Origin of the sequence: Streptomyces swartbergensis (genome assembly GCF_002148965.1) — a bacterium.
GTDB lineage: Bacteria > Actinomycetota > Actinomycetes > Streptomycetales > Streptomycetaceae > Streptomyces > Streptomyces swartbergensis.
On sequence record NZ_NGFN01000425.1, the window covers coordinates 1 to 6709 of the forward strand.

Annotated in this window: 4 protein-coding genes; 1 reads left to right on the plus strand and 3 read right to left on the minus strand. The window is 70.8% G+C overall.

The window, feature by feature from the left end; all coding sequences use genetic code 11:
* Positions 1-14 precede the first annotated feature (14 nt).
* On the minus strand, positions 15-1769 hold the full coding sequence (locus tag CA983_RS38770) for a TIGR03767 family metallophosphoesterase (RefSeq protein ID WP_086605399.1): 1755 nt from the start codon (positions 1767-1769) through the stop codon (positions 15-17).
* 231 nt (positions 1770-2000) lie between these two features.
* Positions 2001-2468, minus strand: coding sequence for an NUDIX hydrolase (locus tag CA983_RS38775; RefSeq protein ID WP_244207281.1), 468 nt, complete (start codon positions 2466-2468; stop codon positions 2001-2003).
* A gap of 242 nt (positions 2469-2710) precedes the next feature.
* Here CA983_RS38775 and CA983_RS38780 point away from each other — a divergent pair, with 242 nt between their 5' ends.
* Complete coding sequence (locus CA983_RS38780; RefSeq protein ID WP_086605401.1) at positions 2711-6007, plus strand: S8 family serine peptidase; 3297 nt, start codon at positions 2711-2713, stop codon at positions 6005-6007.
* 76 nt (positions 6008-6083) lie between these two features.
* On the opposite strand, the gene CA983_RS38785 is transcribed toward CA983_RS38780, so the two are convergent.
* A partial coding sequence (locus CA983_RS38785) for a hypothetical protein (RefSeq protein ID WP_208637131.1) occupies positions 6084-6709 on the minus strand: 626 nt, incomplete at its 5' end.

A 6709-nucleotide genomic window follows, 5' to 3' on the forward strand; every position in this document is an offset into this window, starting at 1 on the left:
GGGTTGGGCGGGATTCAGCCCTTCCTCAGCACGAGCTCGGTGTTGCGGTCCTCCGGGTCGCCGCCGAGGGTCGTGCTCGCGCCGGGGGCGTTGAGGGACAGCTCGCGGTAGAGGGCCGCGAGGCCGGTCTGGGAGAGGTCGGAGAAGTCCGTGCGGTGCGGGGCCGAGGACTCCACGAGCGTGGTGAACAGGGAGACCGTGCCGTCCTTGTTGTCGGTCAGCTCGATGATGCGGGCGAGCTGGGGGTAGTCGACGTGGGAGGCCGTGGAGATCTCCCAGAAGGAGCCGCCGCCGGACATCGAGTGCGGGGTGATGACGTTCTTGTGGATGTGGCCGTTCACCCAGGCGAGCACGTTGCGGTGGCCGCCGAGGAGGGCGAGGACCTCCTGGCCGTTGTGGCGGCGCTCGTGGGGGCGGGCCGGGTCGATGCGGGTGTTCGTCATCGTCTTGCTGGTGTGATGGCTGAAGATCACCGCGTAGGAGTCCTTGTTCTCCCGCAGTGTCCTCTCGAGCCACTTCAGCTGGGCCGTGCCGAGGGAGCCTTCGTAGTGGCCGCCCGCGTCGGTGGTGTCCAGGCTGACGCCGATGACGTCGTCGGAGATGCGGAAGGCGTAGTACTGGGTGCCCGTGTCGAGGTTGGCGGAGGAGTAGCCGTGGCCGGCCGGGCCGATGCCGCGGTAGGCCGGGTCCAGGTGCGCCTGGATGTACTCGGTGGGGGTGAAGGGGGCGCGGCTCTCGTCCGGGGTGACCGAGCGCGTGGCCCGGGCGTGGGTCTTGAGGAAGTCGTGGTAGCGGACGCCCTCGGGGTCCCGGGCCTTCTTGATGAGGGTCTGGAGCCGCTGCGCCTCGGCCGCGGACACGTTCATCAGCTTCTTGCCGCCGACGGCGAGTTCGGTGAGGTAGGAGTCGCCGTGCGAGGCGTAGCAGCCCATCGGCATGGAGTCGTGGTTGCCGACGGTGGAGTACCAGGGCAGGTTGAGGCCGGGGCTGCGGACCTCGCGGATGGCGGCCTTGAGGAAGCCGTCGAGGTGCGGGAAGCCGACCTGCTTGTCGGTGTCGCGGACCGCGGCGTCGGGCTGCCAGTACTGCTTGAGGCCGCTGTTCTGGACGCCCTCGTACCGGCGCGGGTCACCGGTGTTGGGGGTGATGCGCCCGCCGCTCATGACCTTCAGGAACCACTCCAGCTCGGACTTGGCGTTGTTGTCCGTGTTGTCGCCGGTGGTCATGGCGAAGTGCAGCGGGGTGCCGGTGACGGGGGCGCCGCGGAGCGCGTTGATCCGCTCCACCAGCGCGATCGCGCCCTGCACGGTCAGCGCCTCGTGCGGGCGCCAGGCGTGCACGTCGGCGGAGCGCAGGTACTCCAGACGCAGCGGGTGCTGGGCGTCGATGATGTGCAGGTCGGTGAGCTGGACGAACGCCGCGAGCGCGGTACGGCGCCCGGCGCGGCCGGACTTGGGCGCGGCCAGGTCGGAGCGCACGACCCGCCGCCAGCCGGGCCCGTCGCCCAGACGCCGGTAGCCGGAGCCGCGCGGGGTGGCCACGGACGCCACGGTCGTGCCCTTGGTGTAGGGGGCCAGCGGTGCGGCCGGTGCCCGGCGCGAGGAGGCGGCGACGGCCTCGGTGGTCTCCTTGACGGTGGCGGCCTGGCTGTCGCTGGGCCGCAGGGCGTAGCCGACACCCGCGGACAGGGCGACCGCTCCGGTGGCGGCGAGGACGGAACGACGGTGGATGCCCTGGCCGGAGCCGGCGACTGAGCGTGTGCGCGACATGCGCTTCTCTCCCCGAGTGCGAACGCGTCGGCAGTGGTCGCGGGATGTCCGGCACACGAACATCCCGCTCGTACTGGATCGTTGGCACTGGGAATGACCTGCGCGTAAACGGGGTGGCAACGCGCAGCGCCGATCACCGTACGTGGATCTTGGACTACCCTGCGCGTCGTCGGCCGCTCCTGGAACGGCCGGGAGTCGGTCACGCGGTGTTCATCTTCCGGGGCAGTGCACCTATTCAGCGTCCTCCATGAGGTCGGCGAGCCGTCCGGTGGCCGGCCGCTCCCGCCACAGCCGCAGTGCTATGTCGACCATCCCCACCCGGACCAGTCCGGGCACCGCGTCCAGGTCCTGCCAGGCGGCGAGGTCGGTGGAGCCGCCCACCTCGTTGCGCAGTTCGCCGCCGATGATCCGGCCCTCGTAGACGAAGCGGACGGCGTGATGGTCGACGGCACGTCCGATGCCTTCGCGGAAGACGCGGTGGGAGGAGTCCACGCCGAGCAGTCCGGTGACCTCGATGCGGTACCCGGTCTCCTCCTCGACCTCCCGTCGCACGGTGTCGTAGGGGTCCTCGCCGTGCTCCATGCCGCCGCCGGGCATGACCCACTCGGGGGTGCCGTCGGCGGCCGGGGAGCGGGCGAGCAGGATCTGTCCGTCACGGACGCATACGGCGTAGGCCGCCACCCTCAACTTCTGTCTCACTCCGGGACGTTAACCGATTTCGCCGCCTTCAGGATCCGATTTCACCGCCCTTCGGGACTCTTGCCCGCAAAACGAATCGCGGGTTTTCCCCATACATCCATTTCGATTCGGTCAACGCTCCCCAAAGAACCTCCCCTTGCGTAAAGCTGTGCGATCGTCCGGGCCTGCGTTCCGGACGGTCGCGACCAGGACCGATCGGCCCCGGTCGCTCCCGCTCGTTCCTTTACCTACAAGGGATGCCGATGACCAACACCCCCGAGCGTGACCCGATATCGGCCCGCAGACGCGTGGCGCGCGTCGCCGTGGCCGCCGGTCTCGTCGCCGCGCTCTCCGCGGCTGGGCCGGTCCCGCTGGCCTTCGCCGCCGACGAGCCGGGTACAACCGCCCCGGCCGACACCGACGTCAAGTCCGCGCACGCCAAGCTCGGTTCGGGCGACGCGGACCTGCTCGCCGAGGCGAAGGCGGACGGCGACAAGACCGTCACGATGATGATCGCCACCGCGCCCGGGCAGACCGAGCAGGTCGCCGGGCAGCTGGACGCGGTCAAGGGCGGCTCGGTGGGCCGGGCCGACGACAAGCTGGGCTACGTCCGCGCCACCGTCCCGACGTCCCGGGCGGACTCGGCCATCGCCTCCGCCGTCAAGCTCTCCTCCGTGCACGGCATCGACCTGCGCGAGGAGATCCCGCTGGACGACCCGACGCCGGCCGCGGACGCCGCCACGGGCGCCGAGGCCGCCGCGGGGACGTATCCGGCGCCGGGGAAGAAGACCCCTGCGGAGAACCCGTACAACCCGTCCTTCGAGACGGGCGCGGTCGACTTCGTCGAGGACAACCCGAAGGCGGACGGCCGCGGCATCACCATCGGCATCCTGGACTCCGGCGTAGACCTGGGCCACCCGGCGCTGCAGAAGACCACGACCGGCGAGCGGAAGATCGTCGACTGGGTGACGGCGACGGACCCGGTCGTCGACAACGACAACACCTGGCGCCGGATGGACACCTCCGTCTCGGGCCCCACGTTCACGCACGACGGCAAAACCTGGACGGCCCCGTCGGGCTCGTACCGCGTGAGCACCTTCAAGGAGTCGTACACCACCGGCGGTGACGCCGCGGGTGACGCCAACCGCGACGGCGACACCACGGACTCCTGGGGCGTGCTGTACGACCCGGCCGCCGGCACGGTCCGGGTCGACCTGAACAACAACAACGACTTCGGTGACGACACCGCGATGAAGCCGTACAAGGACGGCTTCCAGATCGGGTACTTCGGCACCGACGACCCGAAGACCGACATCGCCGAGCGGCAGCCGTTCGTCGTCGAGATCCGCAAGGACGTCGTCTACAACGGCGCCGGCGCGAAGGCCGACTTCGTCAACATCGGCGTCATCGAGTCCGAGCACGGCACGCACGTCGCCGGCATCACCGCCGCGAACGGCCTGTTCGGCGGCAAGATGGACGGCGCGGCTCCGGGGGCCAAGCTGGTCTCCTCGCGCGCCTGCACCTGGTCCGGCGGCTGCACCAACGTCGCGCTCACCGAGGGCATGATCGACCTCGTCACCAAGCGCGGCGTCGACATCGTCAACATGTCGATCGGCGGCCTGCCGACGCTGAACGACGGCAACAACGCGCGCGCCGAGCTGTACACGCGCCTCATCGACACGTACGGCGTCCAGCTGGTGATCTCCGCGGGCAACTCCGGCCCGGGCACCAACACCATCGGCGACCCGTCCCTGGCCGACAAGGTGATCTCGGTCGGCGCGTCCGTCTCCAAGGAGACCTGGGCCGCCAACTACGGCTCGGTCGTGGAGAAGAAGTACGCGCTGATGCCGTTCTCCTCGCGCGGCCCGCGTGAGGACGGCGGTTTCACCCCGACCCTGGTCGCCCCGGGTGCCGCGATCAACACGATCCAGACGTGGCTGCCGGGTGCCCCGGTCGCCGAGGCGGGCTACTCCCTGCCGGCCGGCTACGGCATGCTCCAGGGCACCTCGATGGCCTCCCCGCAGGCCGCCGGTGCCGCCGCGCTGCTGCTGTCGGCCGCGAAGCAGAAGAAGATCGACCTCACGCCGGCGACCCTGCGCACGGCCCTCACCTCGACCGCCGACCACATCAAGGGTGTGCAGGCGTACGAGGAGGGCGCGGGCCTGATGAACATCGAGGACGCCTGGGACTCGATCCGCGACGGCGCCACCTCCCACGCGTACACGGTCAAGGCACCGGTCGACACCGCGTTGGACGACAAGCTCAAGACGCCCGGCTACGGCACGGGCCTGTACGACCGTGAGGGCGGCCTGAAGGCCGGCCAGAAGAAGACGTACGAGATCACCGTCACCCGTACGTCCGGCGCCGACAAGGCGATCCGGCACGAGCTGCACTTCGAGAACAACGCGGGCGGCACGTTCCGGATCGTCGGCTCCGACGAGGTGAAGCTGCCGCTGAACAAGCCGGTCACCGTCAAGGTCCAGGCCGCGCCGAAGTCCGCGGGCATCAAGAGCGCGATCCTGGAGGTCGACGACCCGAAGACCGAAGGCATCGACAAGCAGGTCCTGCACACGGTGGTCGTCTCCGCGCCGCTGAAGTCCACGTTCTCCGCGTCCGGTTCGGTGCAGCGCAACAGCTCGCAGCACTACTACGTCACCGTTCCCGAGGGCGCGAAGACGCTCGAGGTCGCGATGAGCGGGCTGAAGGACAAGAGCCAGACCCGGTTCATCTCCATCCACCCGTTCGGCGTCCCGGCCGACCCCACGTCGACGGTCAACTGCTACCCGAACTACTCGAACCCGGCCAACACCTGCCGCCCGGACCTGCGTTCCTACGCGAACCCGCAGCCCGGCGTGTGGGAGATCGAGGTCGAGTCGCGCCGTACGTCGCCGCTGCTCGACAACCCGTACAAGCTGGACGTCGCCGTGCTCGGCGCGGACTTCGCCCCGGAGACCGTGACCGTGCCCGAGGCGAAGGTCGGCACCCCGGCGGCCGCCTCCTGGAAGGTGACGAACCGCTTCGCCGCGATCGACGGCAAGCTGGTGGGCGGTTCGCTCGGCTCCTCGAAGACGACCCGTCCGTCGATCAAGGACGGCGAGACGCAGACCACCACGGTCGAGGTGCCCGCGGGCGCGAAGTCGCTGGACGTCGCCATCGGCCGCGTCTCGGATGCCGCCGCCGACCTGGACCTCGTGGTCTACGACGCCGCCGGCAAGCCCGTCGGCAGCTCCGCGGACGGTGACTCGGAGGAGTCGGTCTCCGTGCCCTCGCCGGCCGCCGGCAAGTACACCGTCGAGGTCTTCGGCTACTCGGTGCCGGCCGGCACCACCGAGTACGACTACCGGGACGTGTTCTTCGCTCCCTCCCTCGGCAGCATCACCGTCGACGGGTCGGCGCCGGTGAAGCTCGGCACGGGCGACTCGGCGACGGTCTCGGGCAGCGTCACCGCCGCCGCGGCCGCGCCCGAGGGGCGTGTGTTCTTCGGCCAGGTCCAGCTCGTCAACGCGCGCGGGACGGCCGCGGGCGTGGGCAGTGTGAAGATCGAGAAGGTCACGCCGTAGCGGTTGGACGGCATGAAGAGGGCGGGCGTCCGGACGGACGCCCGCCCTCAGCGTTTCCGCCCTGTGCTCACCCGGCTCACTCGCAGGGAAGGGTCACCGACTGGGGCAGGGCGGCGGTGATCCAGGTCCGTTCCGGGGCGATCTCCTTCTCCCCGACGCGCCACAGGTCCGGCTGGGCCTGCCCGCGCGTGATCCCGACGAGGACGCGGTCGCCCGGCCGCGGCTGGGGTGCGGCGTCCTCGTCCAGGGGGAAGACGACCCGGACCTGGCCCTTGGCGGGCTTGTAGGAGCGGTCCACGTCGAGGCTGACGCGGTCCTGGCCGGTGCCGGGGACGGGTTCGACCTCGGCGACGGTGCCCTCGGCCACGAGCCGGGCGCAGGCGAGGTAGCCGGCGTGCCCGAGCTTGGATTCCTGGTCGCCGTGGTGCGGACCGGCCGCGGAGTCGGCGGCCGAGCTGCCCGCCGCGTCCTCCCCCGACCCGTAATCACTCCGCACGACGAGCCAGCCCATGCCCACCACGACACCGGCGGCCACGGCCGCGGCGAGTCCCCGCAGGGCCACGACCAGGACCCGCGGACGACTGCGCCGCCCGGCCAGCGACACCACACCGGCCCCGGCTCCGTCAGCAAGCGTGGAAGGCAGGCCCGCTGCCGCCCCCACGACGGGGTTCCGCCCGGCCGAACCCCCGGCCTCCCCCAGGG

What these genes read in the sequence shown, in the direction of transcription:
- CA983_RS38770 (WP_086605399.1), bottom strand. Translation starts at nt 1,769, where the DNA reads ATGTCGCGCACACGCTCAGTCGCCGGCTCCGGCCAGGGCATCCACCGT.
- CA983_RS38780 (WP_086605401.1), top strand. Translation starts at nt 2,711, where the DNA reads ATGACCAACACCCCCGAGCGTGACCCGATATCGGCCCGCAGACGCGTG.